Source organism: Psychrobacter sp. NPDC078929, assembly GCF_050267985.1.
Classification (GTDB): domain Bacteria; phylum Pseudomonadota; class Gammaproteobacteria; order Pseudomonadales; family Moraxellaceae; genus Psychrobacter.
In genome coordinates this window covers 12300-30459 of sequence record NZ_JBNNFX010000016.1, presented here as the reverse complement: position 1 = coordinate 30459, position 18160 = coordinate 12300, and the positions used below count along the sequence as shown (strand labels likewise).

13 protein-coding genes are annotated in these 18160 nt (G+C 40.4%); 5 read left to right on the top strand and 8 right to left on the bottom strand.

Features of this window, described 5'->3' with window-relative positions:
* The first annotated feature begins 13 nt into the window (after positions 1-13).
* Positions 14-2764: a response regulator gene (locus tag ACQKCG_RS09740; protein ID WP_134292690.1), complete on the top strand. Its 2751-nt coding sequence runs from the start codon at positions 14-16 to the stop codon at positions 2762-2764.
* A 105-nt stretch (positions 2765-2869) separates the two neighbouring features.
* On the opposite strand, the gene ACQKCG_RS09735 is transcribed toward ACQKCG_RS09740, so the two are convergent.
* From ACQKCG_RS09735 to rpmH, 8 genes are all read right to left on the bottom strand, one after another.
* A complete protein-coding gene (locus ACQKCG_RS09735; RefSeq protein ID WP_134292691.1) occupies positions 2870-3544 on the bottom strand; it encodes a riboflavin synthase in 675 nt (224 codons plus the stop codon).
* Positions 3545-3975: 431 nt separating this feature from the next.
* Positions 3976-5031 carry a bifunctional diaminohydroxyphosphoribosylaminopyrimidine deaminase/5-amino-6-(5-phosphoribosylamino)uracil reductase RibD gene (gene ribD, locus ACQKCG_RS09730; RefSeq protein ID WP_134292692.1) on the bottom strand — a complete coding sequence of 352 codons (1056 nt, stop codon included), beginning with the start codon at positions 5029-5031 and terminating at the stop codon, positions 3976-3978.
* Between the two features lie 81 nt (positions 5032-5112).
* On the bottom strand, positions 5113-5574 hold the full coding sequence (gene nrdR / locus ACQKCG_RS09725; protein WP_134292693.1) for a transcriptional regulator NrdR: 462 nt from the start codon (positions 5572-5574) through the stop codon (positions 5113-5115).
* A gap of 86 nt (positions 5575-5660) precedes the next feature.
* A complete protein-coding gene (gene mnmE / locus ACQKCG_RS09720; protein WP_134292696.1) occupies positions 5661-7049 on the bottom strand; it encodes a tRNA uridine-5-carboxymethylaminomethyl(34) synthesis GTPase MnmE in 1389 nt (462 codons plus the stop codon).
* A gap of 280 nt (positions 7050-7329) precedes the next feature.
* Positions 7330-9012: a membrane protein insertase YidC gene (yidC, locus tag ACQKCG_RS09715; protein ID WP_134292694.1), complete on the bottom strand. Its 1683-nt coding sequence runs from the start codon at positions 9010-9012 to the stop codon at positions 7330-7332.
* A gap of 215 nt (positions 9013-9227) precedes the next feature.
* A complete protein-coding gene (gene yidD / locus ACQKCG_RS09710) occupies positions 9228-9608 on the bottom strand; it encodes a membrane protein insertion efficiency factor YidD (protein WP_201556108.1) in 381 nt (126 codons plus the stop codon).
* Position 9609: 1 nt separating this feature from the next.
* Entirely contained in the window at positions 9610-9981 is a 372-nt protein-coding gene (gene rnpA / locus ACQKCG_RS09705; protein WP_201556106.1) for a ribonuclease P protein component, read from the bottom strand.
* Between the two features lie 179 nt (positions 9982-10160).
* Complete coding sequence (gene rpmH, locus ACQKCG_RS09700; protein ID WP_007394757.1) at positions 10161-10295, bottom strand: 50S ribosomal protein L34; 135 nt, start codon at positions 10293-10295, stop codon at positions 10161-10163.
* 591 nt (positions 10296-10886) lie between these two features.
* Between rpmH and dnaA the strand changes: the two genes are divergently transcribed.
* The 4 genes from dnaA (at position 10887) to gyrB (ending at position 18152) form a co-directional block, all read left to right on the top strand.
* The gene (gene dnaA / locus ACQKCG_RS09695; protein ID WP_134292777.1) at positions 10887-12326 is read left to right on the top strand and encodes a chromosomal replication initiator protein DnaA; all 1440 of its coding nucleotides are present in this window, start codon (positions 10887-10889) and stop codon (positions 12324-12326) included.
* A gap of 160 nt (positions 12327-12486) precedes the next feature.
* A complete protein-coding gene (gene dnaN / locus ACQKCG_RS09690; RefSeq protein ID WP_134292778.1) occupies positions 12487-13662 on the top strand; it encodes a DNA polymerase III subunit beta in 1176 nt (391 codons plus the stop codon).
* A gap of 137 nt (positions 13663-13799) precedes the next feature.
* Positions 13800-15011: a DNA replication/repair protein RecF gene (recF, locus tag ACQKCG_RS09685; protein WP_134292779.1), complete on the top strand. Its 1212-nt coding sequence runs from the start codon at positions 13800-13802 to the stop codon at positions 15009-15011.
* Between the two features lie 525 nt (positions 15012-15536).
* On the top strand, positions 15537-18152 hold the full coding sequence (gene gyrB, locus ACQKCG_RS09680) for a DNA topoisomerase (ATP-hydrolyzing) subunit B (protein ID WP_134292780.1): 2616 nt from the start codon (positions 15537-15539) through the stop codon (positions 18150-18152).
* Positions 18153-18160: the final 8 nt, after the last annotated feature.

Below are 18160 nucleotides of genomic sequence, written 5' to 3'. Positions count from 1 at the left end.
GGGCCACGCTTTCATGCAACAGTTTCAGTCCTTACAGCGCTTATTGATTTTCTATACCTTGTCTCTCACGGTTATGTTACTGCTGTACTATGTCACACTGTTTGATGGGATGAAAAAACATAGTGAGCAACATAGCATAGACACTTTTTATGCCCTACAGCACAGTATTATTGAGCATGCAGCGCCTGTAGATAGTGAAATAAAAAAAATCTTAGAACAGCCTACTTTTGATCAACTGAGTTATCAGCTGATTTTAATGATGCCTTCTGGGCAGACCTATATTCATCATAATACTCGTCCTAATGAATCTGCTTTTTCTACCGTTGCTTTCCCTACCATCGGTACATCAGCTTCTAGCAGCGACCATAGCTCTTATACCGTCAATAGTAATGAACTAACAGGAATCATTAATCTAAAAAGCGGACATCAGATTTATATCGTATTACGCCACGAACCTTTTGTTATCGATTGGATATCTTACCGTTACTGGCTTCCTTTGATGGTCGCCATCGTACTATTTTTCATGGCATTGCTCTATATGCTCAATCGTCGAACCAACTGGGAGCAATTACTGGTTTATACCGATAATTTGAGTAGCCGCGCAAAAGAATCTTATACGCCGCCGCCATTTCTACAAAAGAAATCTACTACCGAGTTCATGCTGTTAGGTCATGCGCTAAGTCGCGTCAGCTACCAACTACATAATGACTATCGGCGTATAAAAACATTGACTCATCGGTTAGAACGCTTGGTTGATCAAGCACCTTTACCAATGTTGATGAGTATACGACATGGTCAAATTAGTTTCTATAATCAGCGCTTTGAGCAAGTATTTACCCCTTCTACCCAGAGAGAGCAGGGCTATGAGCTGACTGATTTTGTTGAAGGGAAAGATGAGGCCACTCAAATACTGTTAAAAACCATCTCAAGTTTGCGCGTTACTCGCACACTGATAGTTTATGGCTTGGAAAATAAACAAGCCTACCAACTACACGTAACACCATGGTTCGGTGAACATGGGCAAGTTCACGGTTTTACTGTGATTTTTAATAATGTTGATGAAATTTTCCATCAATCTGAACAACTACAGCTGCACAACCAACAACTGCAATTACAAATTGATGAATCAAACGAAGCCCAAGCATTTATAGGTCGTAAGTTAAGGTTACCACTAGAGAAGATAATTGATTCGTTGGAACCCATCGACCCTTCAACATTGACGGCTCAGGGCAAAAAAACTCTAAATACATTGATTACAACCAGTCAAAGCATGTTGACTGTGCTCAATGAGTCGCTAGCAACAGAGGAGATTGAAGTCCGAAAAACACGTCTAAGTATCGAAACGGTTGATATTTATAAGGTAAGCAAAGAGGTTAGCAATTTAGTCACAAAAGAAATAAGACAACAAGGGTTAGAATTGATCTATTTCTTTGCACCGGACTGTCCTCGTTACATCGAAACTGATTACATTCGACTGCACCATATCCTATTAAACCTATTGAAAAACGCTATTAGTTTTACAACATCAGGCTATGTCGCGCTCACTGTTGATCGTGTACCTGAAGATAAAGTAACGCGAATAAGTAATCAGCATTTAACTCCTAACAATGACACGACAATGCCTGCGCAGACATCTTATTGGATTCGGTTTAGCGTAAAAGACACTGGAGCAACTATTACTCCTGAGAGAAAAAATCAACTAGTCAATATCTTGAATCAAAGCAATCATAACTTAGTTGAAGACAGTAATATTGGCTTGAGTGATGCCAATAGCTTTGCTCAGTTACTCGGCGGTTTTATCGAACTAAGTAATACGGTGGATAAAGAGACGATATTTAGCCTCTACCTTCCTTATCCTCATACCACTTATCAATCGGTATATCATCGTTGTTCGCAGCTGCCCCATATTCACCTTATCGCTATCATCAATCAGCCTCTAGTTGCTGAACATTTACAACGTTTGTGCGAGTACTTAACGATATCCGTGACTATCTACAGCACTTTAGATAGAGCCACTGTACAGCAGCTAAAAAATAAATTAAAACAAGATGAGCAAACCATCATTCCTGTCTTGTTATTAGATTATGAATACAGCGAATCCATCACCTTATCAGCTCATGCGAGCAACAAGTATAGCGAGCAACAAGAAGTGTTAAACGACCTAGTCGCTACGCCTTCACTACCAAAGATATTACTTAGCATGAAACTTGAAAGGCATATACCCTCTATTTTACTAGGCCAATATGATGGATTTTTGACCAAACCCTTGGACGCAAGTTTATTACTTTCTGAACTGCTACGCTTAACCTTGTTTGCAAGGAAAACATTAAACATACTGGTCAAACATCAATATGACAGCAGTCTATCTTTTGTAGAAGATACACCTAAGAAAGAAATCTTGTCTCCACTGATTTTGGTCGTAGAAGACAGTCCTACTAACCAAAAGATAGCCTGCAAGATGTTAAGTAAGCTTGGTTATCGTAGTATTGTTGCAGAAGATGGACAGCAAGCACTCGAGAAACTCAAAAGCCAACGTGAAGAAATTTCTTTGATTTTGATGGACTGCCGAATGCCCATTATGGATGGCTTACAAGCCACACAAGTGATTCGCTCGCAAGGTGATAAAATACCAATTGTGGCGCTAACTGCGAATAATACAGAAGAAGATCGCGAGGCTTGTATACAAGTAGGTATGGACGAGTTTTTATCCAAACCCATTAGTAAGAAAGACTTAGAATCCGTTTTGCAGAGTTTTATACAATAAATCTATAGTGCAGATAAAAAATACCCTATCGATATCACTTAATCAAAGTAATATCGATAGGGTCAAAAACTTGGTACGAGGATAATATTTCAGTAAGCTTAATTGTTATTTCATAAACCCATTATCGGCCAAAAATGTTTCTGTGATTTGGCTTTGCGGGCTTGACGCGTTCATACCGCCAGATTGAAATTTATTTAATAGACGCTCTAGATAACGGGCAACGATATCTACTTCAATATTAACTTTATTACCTACTAACCAATGCTTAGCGATATTTGTCACTTGAGCAGTATGCGGAATGATATTTAGAGAAACAATATTGTCACGCACTAAATTGGTCGTCAGACTAATACCATCTACTGTAATAGAGCCTTTGGTCGCTGTATAATGCGCTAGCTCTTGCGGTATCTCAATCTCAATATAGATAGAACGAGCATCTTGTTGTAATTTACTAACGACCCCTACGCCATCTACATGACCAGCGACAATATGACCACCAAAACGAGTCGTCGGTAGCATGGCCTTTTCTAGATTGACGGTATGTCCTGCTTTTAACCCTTCTAATGCTGTTCTAGCAATCGTTTCACGTGAGACGTCGACAGAATAGTAATTACTTCCGAGCTCCACCACGGTTAAACAAATACCATTTGATGCAATAGAATCGCCTAGCTTCACGTCACTGAAATCTAAGTCATCAGACTCTACTGTCAAACGTATGTCACCGCCTGTAGCCTGCATCGATTTAACTTTTCCAACGCTTTCTATAATTCCAGTAAACATATTATCCTCATCTCATTACTGTATTGCCTTCATAGGCGAATATTTTAGTTTATCAAATCAGCTATCAATTCTTTATCACAATTTGTTCAAATAGCTGACAGTGAAACATCAATAGATTTGACCTTTAATAGGATAGATTGTGGATAAGTAGGGATAAATCAATAGAGGTATAGCTAGAATTCGCTATAAATACATAGTTATCCACAATAAATAAAAATTTCACATGAAACCTATTTATTTATGAATAGACTGTTAAGATATTGATTTATATAAATATTTATTAAAATAATCGAGATATAAACATCTTTTGTGTTTCATGTGAAACAAAGTTATACACAGTTCCATGTGAAACACGTAAGTTAATAATTGATTTATCCATATTCTAAGCTTTTTTTTATAATTTGTGGACAACCTACTTATACGAAGAATATTTATAAAGGTAATAGGGTTAATTTGAGATCTGGACCAAGCTGCTGATAATCTTCTATATCAAACCGTAACTGCTGAGCAAGAGACATAGGGTTGAAATCAACCATTGAACGTGCCTGTCCACCAAGTAAACAAGGTGCTTGATATACGATTAACTCATCTACCAACTGCTGACTCAAAAAGCTACCTGCAACGCTAGCACCTGCTTCTACCAACACGTCATAGCATTGATGCTCATTAACCAGTTTCGCCAACAACGTCGACAAATCGTCTTCATACCAATAAATAGTATCTGGATGCCGGCACAGCTGATAATCAGACTCTAGGCTGTGCTTTAAACGCTGACGCCTATCAAGTATGACTATTTTAGGGTTAGGTATCTTCTCAGGTGGCACGTCCAGTTGTCTTGAGCGCACATTGAGCTGCGGGTTATCAGTTATTATAGTTTCACTGCCTGTGATAATCGCGCCACTTTGTGCTCGTAATTTTTGTACGTCTTCACGAGCAGCTGTCGAGGTAATCCACTTTGATTCACCAGATGCCATCGCTGTACGGCCGTCTAGACTCGTCGCTATTTTCAATCGTACATAGGGCATCTGAGTGCGCATAGCTTTTAGAAAACCACGGTTTAGTACCTCTGCCTGTTCTGTCAGGACACCGACTGTTACCTCAATACCAGCTTGCTCTAATAGTTTCACACCGCGACCTGCGACCTGCGGATTTGGGTCCAGACCTGCAATCACAACGCGCTTTACCTTAGCAGCAACCAGCGCCAACGCACATGGCGGCGTACGTCCCGTATGACTACATGGCTCTAATGTAACGTAAGCAGTTGCCCCTGCTGCCTGTGTACCAGCCTCGTTAAGCGCAAACACTTCTGCATGTGGTTCACCAGCTTTTGGGTGAAACCCTTGACCAACAATCTGCTCTGCCTGAACAATAACGCAGCCTACTGCAGGATTGGGTCGAGTAGTATATAAACCGCGCTTCGCTTGTTCGATAGCAAGCATCATAAAGTAGCGGTCTTGTGCATCTTGAGCATGGCTTTGAATAGACATAAGGCTAAGCTTAATAAATGATTGAGGGTTCTATATAAGAAAATAAGGTTTGAGAGCTGATTGGTAATTAGGAATCACTTATCAACTATTTTCATTTGGACGAATATTGGCAATTTCTTGATGGAATGCATCGATATCTTGAAAGTCTCGATACACGCTAGCAAAGCGTACATAGGCGACATCATCTAAAGTTTTTAGTTCACTCATGATGATTTCACCCAAGACCTTACTACTGATTTCTCGCTCACCCATCTGCCTAACACGCTTTTCAATACGACTAATCATCGCCTCTTGTTCATCGATAGTGATAGGACGCTTTTGTAAAGGTAGTAAAATAGAACGGCGCAGCTTTTCATTGTCGTAAGGTTCAATCTTGTTGCTCGATTTGATAATCCTTGGCATGACAACTTCTACCATCTCAAAAGTCGTAAAACGTTCTTGGCAGCTGTTACACGAACGGCGTCGACGCACTTGTGCCCCTTCCGCAGCAAGACGTGAGTCAATAACCTTGGTCTCTGACGCATTACAGTACGGACAGTGCATAACATTTCCTTATTTTACGATTGAGAATAAGAGTAGTGTTTTCAAGATAGCTAATTTATCAAATAATAAAGAACACCGTTTATCCGTTATTTACCAATACAAAAGCTACCAAATATTTTACCCAATAAGTCATCGGCACTGAACTCACCTGTTATTTCACCCAAGCTCTGCTGTGCCTGACGTAAGCTATCAGCAACCAACTCACCTGCTTCAAATACGGTTAATTGTTCATGAGCTTCTGCCAAGAAATTAGCAGTTCGTCTAAGCGCGTCGAGATGTCTGGTACGAGCAATTAAGCTATTCTCTGGTGGATGGAAGCCTACTTTCTCACATAGCGCTTCAACCAAATTATCGATACCAATGCCTGTTTCACATGAAACATTAACTTGCTGATAGCCTCTATTCTTGATTTCAGCTTGGGTCATAGCAGCACTTTTTTCTTTATCATTATCGCTTAATAAGTCGCTTTTATTAGCAATGATTAATAAGCGTTTAGCTTCTGGCAGTTCACCAAATAACTGTTCAGCAAGCTGTAACGGTGTGCTTTCTTCTTCAACATCGCGAGTCACATCGTAGACCATCAGTAGCATATCAGCCTGCGTGATAGCAGTACGGGCACGCTCAATTCCGATACGTTCCACAGTGTCTTCTGTCTCACGTAGGCCTGCTGTGTCAGTCAGGTGTAGCGTCAAACCATTGAGCACAACGGTCTCTTGCAGCGTATCACGTGTAGTACCGGCGACATCAGTCACGATAGCACGCTCTTGCCCTGCAAGGCGGTTGAGCAAGCTAGATTTACCTGCGTTTGGCCTACCTGCTAGCACGACATGGATACCATCGCGCAAAAGCTGACCTTGCTTTGCCGTTGCTAAAACTTGCTGTATCTTATCTTGCGTCTGCTCAAGCTTACTTTGTATGACGCCATCAGACAAAAAATCAACGTCTTCTTCGTCGGGGAAATCAATCGCTGCTTCAACATGTAAACGAAGATGAATGAGTTGTTCTAATAACTGGTTAATCTTTTGTGAAAACTCACCGCTCAGAGAGCGAATCGCACTACTGGCCGCAGCAGCACTGGTGGCATCAATTGCATCAGCGATCGCTTCGGCCTGCACTAAGTCCAATTTATCATTATCAAAGGCACGGTAAGAGAACTCTCCTGCACTTGCTTGCTTGGCACCTAGCTCAAAAACTCGCGCGAGCAACTGGTTTTGTAAAATAACACCACCATGCCCTTGCAGCTCAATAACGTCCTCACCTGTGAATGAATGCGGACCTTTGAAAAACAAGACCAATCCCTCATCAATGACAGTGCCATCAGCTTGATAAAAACGACAAAAGCTGGCCATCCGCGGCGTAAAAGTAGACTTACCTGTTAGAGCGCATGCCATGTCGTAAGCTCGACTACCTGATAGACGTATGACACCCACACCCCCTCGCCCGAGTGGCGTTGCAATCGCAGCAATTGTGGCCAATCCAGATGTATTAGACTTTTCAGAAGAATTAGGTACGGCTAATGCTGTCTCTAAGGAATCCACAATGACTCTCAATGTTTAAAAGCTCCATTATAGACGTCTGGACTCATACTGACAAAGCAAACTTTGAAAGGTAGCCGCATCAGACATATTTTCGTGTCAATGTTTGTAAGCTGTGGATGATGTTGATAAGCTGTGGATAACATTTACCACTTATCCACCACCTATAAAAAAACCACCGCTTGCGCGATGGTTTTTGGTATTTCTGAAAAAGATCTAGTTAATCGACCACTTTTACCGTACGACGCTTCTGCTCTTCATCAACTTTTTTATTGACGATATATTGCTGAGTCATACTAAACAGGTTGTTGACTGTCCAATATAGAACCAAACCTGCTGGGAAGAATAGCATGAACGCAGTAAAGATAATCGGCAAGAACTTCATTACTTTTGCCTGCATAGGATCTGCTGGCTGCGGGTTCAACTGCTGCTGCACAAACATCGACGCACCCATTAGCAACGGCAAGATAAACCATGGATCCATCGCTGATAGATCTTGAATCCACAAAATCCATGGTGCATGACGCAGCTCAACACTCTCTACTAATACCCAATATAAGGCTAAGAAAATAGGCATCTGCATCAAGATTGGTAGACAACCTGCCATCGGATTGACTTTTTCTTCTTTATATATCGCCATCATTTCTTGCGACATTTTCATCCGATCATCGCCATGCTCTTCTTTGAGCACTTTGAGTCTCGGGGCAATGGCACGCATTTTTGCCATCGAGTAATAGCTCTTATTAGAGAACCACATCAAGGCAATTTTTACTAAGATAGTCAGTAAAATAATTGACCAACCCCAGTTACCAACAACCTTATGCACACCTTCCAAGATAGCAAACAAGACCTTTGATATTGGCCATAGCAGACCATAATCAACTGTTTTGTTAAGGCCTACCGCAACGTCTTTTAGCTCAGACTGAACTTTTGGACCTGCATATAGTGTTGCATTTAAAGTAACTTGTTTGTTTGGTGCTACGTTCACCGGTTGGCTATTAAAGCCGATAAAGTAATCACTACCTGTTTCACGTGTAAAGAACTTACCAGTGAAGTTTTTAGGCGTCCAAGCAGATACAAAGTAATGTTGTACGATACCAACCCAGCCTTTATCGCTAGTCGTCGTCAACTCACCATCACTAAAGTCGCCAAATTTTAGCTTATTATAAGGATCATCTGGTGTACCCCAAGCACCGCCTAGATAAGTCGCCATGCTCAGCGCGCCTTTATCAGACATACCAGGGTCTTTACTATCATCACGCTTTAATTGCGCAAACATCTGACCTTGCCAAGCATTGGTAGACGCGTTTTGGATCTGATAACTAATATCGATTGGATATTTATTTTCAGTGAAAGTGAAAGTCTTGGTGATCGTCACGCCGTCTTTTTTGTAAGTAAGCGGCACTGACAACGTTTGCTGTCCATCTTCCATCACATAATTGTTAGCAGTATGGCTATAAGTCGCTCTACCTTCTGCTGTATCAATACCGTTCTGACCAATAAGTCCAGATTGAGCCACATACACACGGTTACTATTGTTTTCTAACAATACGAAAGGCTTATCGCTATCGAGCGTTGCGTCATACTGCTTGAGCGCAGCATAAACAATATCGCCACCTTCTGGATTGATTTTTATATCATAGCGATCAGTTGTTACCGTGATTAGACCAGCGTTTTTCGCAGGAGTCGCTGTCACAGCACTATTATCCACAGGTAATGTCTGTACCGGGATATCACCTGCTGCACCAGTAGTAGAAGGAATGTCAGCACCTACCGAACTTGTAGTTTCTGGCACCGCATCTACAGCTGGAGCATCGGCATAATCATCTCGCCATGCCAAAATCAGCAGATAAGCGGTAATTAGCATCGCAATGATGATCATCACCCGAAATATCTTTTGCATAAACCTTTCCTAGATTAAAAAATTAGGGAATGAAAAATTAGGGCATGTGTCATGACTGACCTACACAGCTGTCCTGTAACATTGCAACTGTATCAGTAGTCATTTACATAAAATGTGCATCATTTTACTAAAAATCTGTCTCAAATGATACCAAGAGTGTGGATAACTTGTGGGTAACTCAACAGAGTGTCTATCTGAGACTAAAGAAGTCGACTTTATGTTGATTTCATCAAATAATTAAGCTGTGAGACATAGCTAGTAATGTCTCGATAGACACCCAAACCCTGATTATCAGTATTTGGTACATTAGTAAAATACATATATTGATAACTATAGGAAGCTAAGGGTAAAGGTACAAAGTCTATACCATGCCCACCTAAAGGATGACACCTGCTAAGACGTTTTAACAACAACCAACCACCCTTACGAGCGCCATACCATGTTAAAGCTTGTTTGCCATAATTTGAGCATGTCGGATAATAGCGACAACGAGCAGGTATTATAGGACTAACTATTTTTTGATAGAAAATAATTAAATTGAATAACATTTTATAAAAAATTTTATTTATAAATTTTATTTTAAATAAAAATCTCATTTTATTTTTTTTCTATTTTTTTAAAAATATTAATTATTTGATTTTTTAATTCTTTATTGTCTATATCTTTAATAGGTTTTTTTACAATAAAAACAATATCTTTATTTTCCATTTTAAAAGCTTTGGTACGGAATTCTTCACGCACATACCTTTTGATCAGATTACGAGCGACAGCAGTAGGTACTTTACGCTTGGTAATAGCCATACCGACTCGCGGCTGTGCATGCTCGTTAGCACGTACAAAAGCCATTAAATGACTCTGATGAATCTTGCGCTCAGGTGCGTCAAATACCTCACGAAAGGCTGCAGGAGTAAGCAGACGTTGCTGTTTAGTGAAACTAGCTGCAGATGTATCTGAAAGTGTATTGGACATAGTACAACCTAGTAGAATAACGATAAAAGAAATAATAACAAATTATAGAGACAAAAAAAGCGCCGATGTGGGCGCTTTTAATATATGGCTAAGTGTCAGTTGTGATGATTGACTATCGCAATCTATAAACAATAAGAACACAACAAGCACTATTAGCCATGCTTATCGCAATCTACTGATTATACAGTAAGGCGATGACGTCCTTTAGCGCGGCGACGAGCTAAGACCTGACGGCCTTTTTTAGTTGCCATACGAGCACGGAAACCGTGAGTACGTTTACGCTTGATCACGCTTGGTTGGAATGTACGTTTCATAACTCACCTATCAAAATAATGGACTAAATTCGTAATAACGGAGGATTATACCATTCAGTATGGTTTTGGTCAATAAACTAATTTGCTTTGTCCCCAAATGATAAATAACTCATACGAACCTAGTAGGAATATCTTCCTAAAAACCTATTTTTAGTTAACCAAATTTTATAGTTATATATTATATGAATTACAAAGTTATCCACAGTTAGACTCAAACACTATAATAATAATTAATTAATATAAATATAGTATTGTTATTATTGGGACCATGATTATCTGTGGTTAAGTCTGGTTTCCTTTTTATTATCAATTTACTAGGCTATGGGTAAGCCTGTGGATAAACTGTGGGTTAAATATGGATAACTAGCTCGTGAAAGTTATACACAAAATTGTCCACAGTCTTATCCACAAAAAACAAGGTTTTATCCACAGGGTATCTGTGTTAAATTAGGCGCTACTTGATATATACCTTCGTATAGGGTGTTAGTACGAACTCTTTGGTTAGTTGTTACGTGTAATATCGAGGCTTAGATAGCAAGTTATATTGCTAAAAAATAACTATTATTTCAGATTACAAGGTCAGTACTTTTCATGATAGACACAGCAAATATTTGGGATAAATGTCTAAACGATTTGCGTTATAACGTCAAAGACAACGTGTTTACTATGTGGCTGAGACCTCTATCAGCTCATCAAGAAGCGCAAACTTTGATTATTCTTGCTCCCAACGATTATTTTGTGACGTATATCAAGAAGAATCATCTTCAAGATATTCATCAATTGGTGACCAAACACAGCCAAGGTAGTATTGAAGAGGTCGTCGTACGTGTTGATAATGCTGGCCGCAATGTAGAAGATAACAGTCAATCAGGTTCTTTGTTTGTAGAAGACGAGGTCTCCCCTACCCCATCCGAACATAAATTTGAATCTATTCATCATAACAACGCCAAAGCAGATATAGATGCGAACATGCGTCATAATGAGCCAATTGAGTCTGCTGATACAAAATCATTAAGCTATCTGAACCCCGAATTTACTTTTGAAACCTTTGTTACAGGTAAGTCCAATAACTTGGCTTACAAGGCTTGTTATGAGCTTAGTAAGCGCCAATCAAAAAATCGTCACAATCCCTTATTTATATACGGCCCTTCTGGATTGGGAAAAACGCATTTAATGCATTCTGTAGCTCATCGCTATTTAAAAAATAATCAAAGTTTTTATTATTTCACTTCTGAAAAATTTATTAATCAATTAGTTTATTCATTAAGAAATAATAAAATAGAAGATTTTAAAAAGAAAATAAAAAAAGTAGATTTATTAATTGTAGATGATATTCATGTATTGGCAGGAAAGACTAAAAGCAGTAATGAGTTTCTAACATTATTTGCAGATTTTACTAGTGGTGATAAACAGTTGATTTTAGCCTCTGATCGACATCCTTCCCAAATGACGGAATTTGATGAACGATTTAGATCACGGTTTTCTTGGGGATTAACAGTCGCTGTTGATCCTCCTGAGATTGATACTCGAGTACAAATTCTGCAGAAAAAAGCAGCCTCCTACGGAATGGTGTTACCAAAGGAATGTGCGCTATTCATTGCGCAAAATGTGGTGTCTAATGTCAGACGTTTAGAAGGTGCCCTAAATCAGGTGTTTGCCAATGCTAACTTAACAGGGGCACAGATTACTCTTGAAATGGTGCAATATGCGCTTAAAGACATCGTTGCGATGCGTGTGCAAGCAGTGAATATGGATAACATCCGTAAGATAGTTGCTGAGTACTATGATGTCACGGTCAAAGATATTATGGGGCGCAAACGTACGCGTAGTATTGCAAGACCACGTCAAATAGCGATGGCTTTGTCGCGTGAATTAACAGGCGATAGCTTCCCTGAAATTGGTCAGTCATTCGGTGGACGCGACCATACGACGGTGATGCATGCTTGCGATAAAGTAAATGAGTTAAGAGCAGCAGATCCTGCATTTGATAAGGATTATAAAACCCTAGCTCTAATGTTACAGGCAGGATAGAAGCGACAGATATCGTTGTATTCTAGTGGATACAGATGGTTTATAATATTGAAAATACAAGTGCACAGATGCTCTGTAGATTATCGTCAGCAGACAAGGTATTATTGAGTCATTACGACAAATTTTTATAAAAGAATCATTCAAATAAGAGTAACTAAGCATGCAATTATCGATCAATCGAGAATCGTTACTAAAAGCTATCAACTTGATCGCTAAAGCCGCTGATAAACGCCACAATATGGTTATATTGGGTAATATCAAGCTACAGTTATCAGACTCTGAGCTTATCTTAACAGCGTCAGATTTAGAGGTAGAGCTGACATCGACATTGAAATTGCCTGCTGGTGCTTGTGTTGAACCAGGTACAACGACGCTTCCTGCAACCAAGCTAAAAGATATTTGTAAATCGCTACCAGCGCAGGCGCAAGTTAATCTAGCAACTCAGGTAAATGAGCGTTGCTTGTTAACTAGTGGTAAGAGTCGTTTTACATTAGGGACACTACCAAGCGAAGACTATCCTAGCTTGGGTAACCCTGAAAATATCACACCTCTGACCATTAGCCGTAATCGTCTGACAGATTTGATTCATAAAACGCAGTTTGCGATGGCAATTCAAGATGTACGCTATTATTTAACAGGTATGTTGTTTGATGTTTCACAGCAGCAACTGACAACGGTAGCAACAGATGGTCATAGACTGGCATTAGCCCGTAGTGTGATCAATGTAAGTGCAGATATCAATATGCAAGCTATCTTGCCACGTAAGGCAGTGATCGAACTTGAGCGTTTAGCTTCTGAGCTTGGTAAAATGCTGGGTGATCAGGACAACGCAGTTACCCTAAGTTTTGGCCGAGAGTTTTTACAAGTAAGTTTGCCATTTGGTGATGTAGATAGTGCAGGGCAGGTTAGTCAAGATCTAATGGTGACATTTACCGCGCGTTTGATTGATGGCAAGTTCCCTGATTATCGCCGTGTGATGCCGAGCAATACTGATAAATTGGCTTTATTCAGTCAAGAAAAAATGACCGATGTATTACGCCGCGTTGCCATTTTGAGTAATGAGAAATCTCGTGGTGTGGTCTTTAATTTTGCTAGCGATGGCATGGTCGAAGTACGTGCTAATAATGCTGAGCAGGATGAAGCAGTCGAGATGATACAAGCTAAGTATCAAGGCGAGCCGATGGAGCTGTCGTTTAATGCTGCTTATCTGCAAGATGTATTAGGTGTCATCCAAGGCGACTTACAAATGCATATGAGCCAATCGAATGCCTCTGTATTGGTCAATCAACTCAATGATGAGTTCCATCAGTATGTCATTATGCCAATGCGTATATAATGCGTTTTTCTTTAGAAACAAAAAAATTGAATAGAAATAGTACGTTTTAAAGAGCTTTGTTTTTAGTACTAAATATTGATTTTTAATGAACTTTTGCTTGTTAGATTAGCAGGCTTTAATGGGCGGCTATCGATACCATGATTGAACGTCTACAAATATCCCATCTTAGAAACCTTACTCAAATTAGTTTAGAGCCTGCTGCTTGCAACATCATTATCGGTGCAAATGGTAGTGGTAAAACCTCGTTGCTCGAAGCAATATTCTTGTTATCAAGAGGTAAGAGTTTTCGCCATTACCAGCCCAAACGTTATATCCAGCATCATCAGAATAATACAACTGTTCATGCTAAGCTCAATGATAGTCGTACTTTAGCTATTCAAAAGCAAGCAGATGCTACGACCATCTTACGCCTCAATCAAACCACTGTTTACAACCAAAGTGTTTTAACAGAGCAGCTACCCACGTTGCTGATAGATCCATCGACAATGGATATGTTGGAGCAGGGAAGTGCGAGCCGTCGACAGCTGCTAGATTGGTTAGTGTTTCACATGAAACAAGGGTTTCATCCACAATGGATGGCTTATCAACGCCTACTGAAACAGCGCAATAGCTTGCTAAAGAGCACTCGTCATTTAACACAAGTACAGCTTTCTGAGCTGAAATCATGGGATAAAGGGTTGAGTAACCATGCTGCTTTGATTCATCATTATCGCGAGCAAGTATTTACTGAATGGCAGCCTTATTTTGCCAAGAGTATCGTACAGCTATTGCCTTCTTACGCTGAGCAACTGAGCCTGAGCTATAACGCTGGTTATGACACCAGTGTCGCGCTAGATGTGCAGCTTAATGAGCGGTTAGAGCAGGATTTGCAATTGGGGTATACTCGTATAGGCAATCATCGTGCTGATATTCATGTGCATTGGCATTCTAATGAGTCTGTAAACGATCAAACGACAGATGCCAGAAAAGCGGATTCAGCACATGGTGTTCAAACCAAATTACCGACTTTAAAAGAGCAGGCAGCAAACGTATTGTCTCGCGGTGAAAAGAAACTGCTCATTACTGCACTGCGCTTATCGCAACTACCACTGTTGCTAAACGATGGAGAGCGCAGTGACTCAATCAAGGATGATTTATCATCGAGAGCGACACCTGTTGTGCTCTTAGATGATATCACTGCAGAATTGGATGATAGAGCTATAGGAATACTGCTATCGACCCTAGCTAAACTCCCTTGCCAAGTATTCATGACCAGTCTGACAGATGATATTTTACCTTTAGTTAATGAACTTTGGTCACAACCAAATACGTTTCACGTGAAACAGGGTGAGATTCTGTTTACTAACTAATATTTCATTCTTTTGCTTATACTTTTGATGATTATCCATCTACTTTCACATCTCATTACTCATTACTCATTACTCAGTACACTAGCCACTACTATTTGTCCTAACAGTTACTATGTTAAGACGACCTTTCACAGACCCTAAAACTCTCAGTAAACAGTGACTTAGAAGCAAAAAAATGTTAAAATGATCCTTTATTTTTGTCCTGTGCTCAGCAGTTTATTTGATAGCATCATAGAAAAGATTTCTATTTTTCAAATATCTATAAGTGATTGATAATTATGTATTTTATTTATTTCAATAGTTTTAACAATGGTTAGAAAAACAAAGACTATTACTAATAAGCAATTTGCTGATTTTATCTCTGTGCAGCCTTTTTTAAGGCTAACGGTGGTTAGTGGTTTAGCTGCTCATATGCACTCTAGATTATGAATAATAGACGTTAATTTTAAGATGCCATTATGTAGCAGACTTTTTATAAGTGCGCTAATCGTAAATGGCTGATTATGGCTAGATTAAGGAATGTACATGAGTGATTCATTACCTATTGACCACGAGCAATTGATAGACGACAGTGCTACTGAAGCCGCCGTGCCTAATGTAGTTTCAGAAGTATTGCCTTCTGATTATAGTTCTAAAGATATTCGCGTATTGCGTGGGTTAGAGGCCGTACGTGTACGTCCTGGTATGTATATCGGTGATACCGATGATGGCACAGGCTTGCATCATATGGTCTTTGAGGTAGTGGATAACTCTATCGATGAAGCACTTGCCGGTCACTGTGATCAGATTGATATTGTCATCCACGAAGACGAGTCTGTCAGTGTGATGGATAATGGTCGCGGTGTACCAGTCGATATTCATCCAGAAGAAGGTGTATCAGCGGCACAGGTTATTATGACGGTCTTGCATGCAGGTGGTAAGTTCGATGACAATAGCTATAAAGTGTCAGGTGGCTTGCACGGTGTGGGTGTATCAGTAGTTAACGCTCTGTCTCAAAAGCTTGAAATGAATATCTGGCGTGAAGGCTATCATTATCATCAGACTTATACTGATGGCGTACCTGATAGCGATATCCAACAGATGGAAGCCACCGATCAGACAGGTACCCAAATCCGCTTTTATCCTAGTAGTGATGTGTTTACCGGTACGATCTTTGAGTACGATATCTTGGCAAAACGCTTACGTGAGCTGTCATTTTTGAACTCTGGTGTGCGTATTGTTTTGACTGATGAGCGTATTGATAAGCGTCACGAGTTTGAGCATAAAGGTGGCTTGCTAGAGTTTGTTAGCTATATCAATGCTGGTAAAGACGGTATCAATGAAGTATTCCATTTTACCAGTCAGCAAGATGATGGTATCAGCGTAGAAGTCGCGCTACAGTGGACAGATACGTATAACGAAAAAGTATTGTGCTTCACCAACAATATCCCGCAAAAAGATGGTGGTACTCACTTATCTGGTTTCCGTTCAGCATTGACGCGTTGCCTAAACAGTTATATGGATCGCGAAAACTTATTTAAAAAAGAGAAAGTAGCCGCAACGGGTGATGACGCTCGTGAAGGGTTGACTGCAATTGTCTCTGTAAAAGTACCAGATCCAAAATTCTCAAGTCAGACCAAAGACAAGCTAGTATCAAGCGAAGTGAAATCTGCTGTTGAATCAGCGATGCATGACAAGTTCAATGACTATCTGTTAGAGAATCCAAGTGCAGGTAAAGCCATTGCTAACAAGATTATCGATGCAGCGCGTGCACGTGATGCAGCACGTAAAGCACGTGAAATGACACGTCGCAAGACCACTTTGGATATTGCAGGTCTGCCTGGTAAGTTAGCCGATTGCCAAGAAAAAGATCCAGTATTATCTGAGCTATACATTGTGGAGGGTGACTCTGCAGGTGGTTCAGCCAAACAAGGCCGTAGCCGTAAAACCCAAGCTATTTTGCCATTGAAAGGTAAGATTCTAAACGTTGAGCGTGCTCGTTTTGACAAAATGTTATCTTCTGCGGAAGTAGGCAACCTGATTACTGCATTGGGCTGTGGCATTGGCCCTGACGAATATAATCCTGACAAAGTACGCTATCACAAAATCATCATCATGACCGATGCCGATGTTGATGGATCGCACATTCGTACGTTGCTATTGACGTTCTTCTTCCGTCAAACACCTGAGTTGATCGAGCGTGGTTATGTATATATCGCTCAGCCGCCGCTATACAAAGTGAAAAAAGGCCGTCAAGAGTTATACCTAAAAGATGACGAAGCGCTTAAAGCGTATCTATTGTCTTCAACAATTGACAATACTAAGCTGCATATCAGTGCTGATGCGCCTGCGATTACTGGTCAAGCGCTTGAGACACTACTCAATGACTATAACCAAACGCAGTTGATCAAAGCACGTTTACAGATTCGTTTCCCAGCAGTGATTTTGGACGCATTGACGCATACACCAAAACTTAATACTGACATGACTTATGACGAGTCTGCTATGCAAGATTGGAAAGCAGAAATGCAGACTAAGCTGGATCACTTCGGTAGCGATCTAAGCCCTGAGATTGAATTGGTTAATATCCATGCGCCGCAGCCAAAAAATATGGACGCAGCCGCAGCAGATCTATTGGGTATGACGCCAGTATTAGGTACTGAGGAAGGCGAAGCGTCAGATAGTGAGGCTTTATCTACCAAGGCACAGTGGCTGCCACGCGTCACGGTATATGTGCATCAACTGGCACACCATTATCTGTTAGATGCTAGCTTTATCAACTCGGGTGAGTATGGCAAGTTGTTACGTCTATCAAGCGAGTGGAATACGTTGCTTGAGAGCGATGCCTTTATCCGCCGTGAAGCATCTGCTGGTACGACGAAAGACATCCCAGTGCGTGACTTTGATTATCTCTGGCAGCAAATGATGCTTGATGCGCGTCGTGGTCTAGCTATCCAGCGTTACAAAGGTCTAGGCGAGATGAACGCCGACCAGCTATGGGATACAACGATGGACCCTGAAAATCGTCGTATGCTACGCGTTACTATCGAAGATGCTATCGCCGCTGACCATATGTTTACTTGTCTAATGGGTGATCACGTTGAACCGCGTCGTATCTTCATTGAAGAAAATGCACTAACAGTATCGAACTTAGATATCTAAATTTGAAA

Bases quoted from the DNA above. Each gene is read 5' to 3' on its own strand.
- ACQKCG_RS09740 (WP_134292690.1), top strand. From the start codon at position 14: ATGCAACAGTTTCAGTCCTTACAGCGCTTATTGATTTTCTATACCTTG.
- ACQKCG_RS09735 (WP_134292691.1), bottom strand. From the start codon at position 3,544: ATGTTTACTGGAATTATAGAAAGCGTTGGAAAAGTTAAATCGATGCAG.
- ribD (WP_134292692.1), bottom strand. From the start codon at position 5,031: ATGTCTATTCAAAGCCATGCTCAAGATGCACAAGACCGCTACTTTATG.
- nrdR (WP_134292693.1), bottom strand. From the start codon at position 5,574: ATGCACTGTCCGTACTGTAATGCGTCAGAGACCAAGGTTATTGACTCA.
- yidC (WP_134292694.1), bottom strand. From the start codon at position 9,012: ATGCAAAAGATATTTCGGGTGATGATCATCATTGCGATGCTAATTACC.
- yidD (WP_201556108.1), bottom strand. From the start codon at position 9,608: ATGAGATTTTTATTTAAAATAAAATTTATAAATAAAATTTTTTATAAA.
- rnpA (WP_201556106.1), bottom strand. From the start codon at position 9,981: ATGTCCAATACACTTTCAGATACATCTGCAGCTAGTTTCACTAAACAG.
- rpmH (WP_007394757.1), bottom strand. From the start codon at position 10,295: ATGAAACGTACATTCCAACCAAGCGTGATCAAGCGTAAACGTACTCAC.
- dnaA (WP_134292777.1), top strand. From the start codon at position 10,887: ATGATAGACACAGCAAATATTTGGGATAAATGTCTAAACGATTTGCGT.
- dnaN (WP_134292778.1), top strand. From the start codon at position 12,487: ATGCAATTATCGATCAATCGAGAATCGTTACTAAAAGCTATCAACTTG.
- recF (WP_134292779.1), top strand. From the start codon at position 13,800: ATGATTGAACGTCTACAAATATCCCATCTTAGAAACCTTACTCAAATT.
- gyrB (WP_134292780.1), top strand. From the start codon at position 15,537: ATGAGTGATTCATTACCTATTGACCACGAGCAATTGATAGACGACAGT.